1 protein-coding gene is annotated in these 2,069 nt (G+C 50.0%); it reads right to left on the bottom strand.

Annotation, left to right across the window (positions count from 1 at the left end; all coding sequences use genetic code 11):
* A partial coding sequence (locus tag AAB523_02230; GenBank protein MEK7556086.1) for an AAA family ATPase occupies window positions 1-2,069 on the bottom strand: 2,069 nt, incomplete at both ends.

The raw sequence follows: 2,069 nt of genomic DNA, 5'->3' as shown, positions 1-2,069 counted from the left end.
TCGCCGTATTTGCGCGAGTTTGCTTCATCAAGCGCCGCATCGGTCTCGTCCAACACCAAAAAGGGCGGCGGATTCACTTGCGAGATCGCAAAAATAAGGGCAATGGAAGTGAGCGCGCGTTCTCCTCCCGAGAGCATGGCGAGTCCTTTTATTTTTTTGCGCGGGAGAGAAACATTGATATCAATACCCTCTTCCTCTTCTTCTTCCGGCGGCGGCATGTCTTCATCAAGTACTAGATCCACATCGGGACGTTTGCGTTTTTTCTGCGCTACCACCGACAGAGATGCGGCTCCGCCGCCGAACATAAGCGTGAAAAACTCGTGAAATTGCTTGTTGATCTTGGTAACACCCTCCTTGAAATCAGCGTCGAGCTTGAGAGAGAGTTCAATAATAAGCTCTCGCAGAGATGCGGCGCTTTTTTCAAGGTCCAGAACTTCTCGCTCCAGGAAAACATCGCGTTCCGTTATTTCTTCGTATTCCTTCAGTATCTCTTCGGCACCTCCGGCACCCATATCTTCCAATTTGATCTTCATTTTCTCAATGCGCCTTCTGCGCTCTTCCTGTACGGCGCGATCTTCCGCGAGAGCGTCTCCTGCGGCAATGGCAAAATTTTCATAGAGCATTATGTCGCGTCCGATAAGCACTATCCCTTCCCGTATCTCTTCTTTGAAGGCGGTTCCAGCCCCCGCAATTCTCTCCTCTTCCCCCCGGATCCTTTGCATCACAGCGGAAAGCTCGCTCTTCTGCGCCATCATTTTGAAAATGGTTTTTTCAATTTCGCGTGAAGAGTCTTTTTCTTTTTCTATTTCTTCCTTCAGTGCCCCGTATGTCTTTTCTAACGCATGGGCTTCCTTTACGGCAAGAGAGAGCTTGTCTTCAATATCCCTTTTCTCTTTTTTCATGGATTCGAGTTCGCTCGCGGGAACAAGCGTTTCGGTATCAGTGTGGCGTATGCGCGCGAGAAAATCCGAAAGTGCGGACCGCACTTTCTCAAATATACGCCGCGCCTCTTCAATGGTATGTTGTGCCAGAGCTTGGGTGACATATTCTTCCAGATCCTCTGTGAATCCTTTCACGTCCCGGTATGCCACCACTTCAACCTCTTTATGCTGCTCGCGCGCTTTTTGCAAGCGGCGCTCTTCAAACTCAATCATGCCCTCAATACGACCAAGCGCTCGCGATAATTCATCTTTCGTGGTTCGCGCGGCGCTGATATCGCGTTCCAAGAGAACAAGCTCCTTACTTTTGGGGTCCTCTGCGTTCCCGGAAGCGAGCGCGCGACGCGCGCTCTCCAGCTCTTCTTCCAGTTGTTTCAGTTCTCGTTCGGGACCCTTGCGTTCTTCCGAAAGACGCGTGCGATGATGGGTAAGATATTCATCCTCACGTTTCAGATATTCGGCATAGAGCCCTTTCAGATCTTCGCGCATCTCTTTCGCGCGTTCCACTCTCTCAACCTGTTTTTTGAGAAAACGAATATGGGGAGCGATCTCTCTTCGCAGTGACTCCACTTGTTTGATATTCTCTTCTGTTTTCGCGAGTTTTTTTTCGCTCTCTTCTATCTTCCACTGATGCACCCGAAGCCCCAGCGCTTCCTCGATCATAGAGCGGCGTTCTTTGATGTTCGCATTGAGTATTCTATCCGCCTCTCCCTGAGAAATGATATGGTGTCCGGTAGCGCCAATATGTATCTTCCCCAGTAACTCAAAAATATCTCGGAGACGCACTTGCGAATTATTAATGAAATACTGGTTCTCCCCGTCGCGGGAAACCGAGCGCTTGAGCGCCACCTCGTCATAGTCAAGTTCAAATTCATTCCTCGTGTTGTCAAACACAATGGTCACGTCCGCATGATTGGAGCGCCCCACAGCGCCTCCCCCGTTCCAGATGAGATCTTCTCCGCGCTTGCCGCGCAACGATTTCATGGATTGTTCGCCGAGTACGAACCGAATTGCTTCCGCAATGTTTGATTTTCCAGACCCATTAGGACCCACAATCGCACAAACAGGCGCGTCAAACTCAAACACGACCTTGCGCGCAAATGATTTAAATCCGCTGATTTCAAGCCGTTT

The sequence above is a fragment of the Patescibacteria group bacterium genome (assembly GCA_038063375.1).
Classification (GTDB): Bacteria; Patescibacteriota; Minisyncoccia; order Phycocordibacterales; family JANLHH01; genus JANLHH01.
This window is presented reverse-complemented; position numbering and strand designations above follow the sequence as displayed.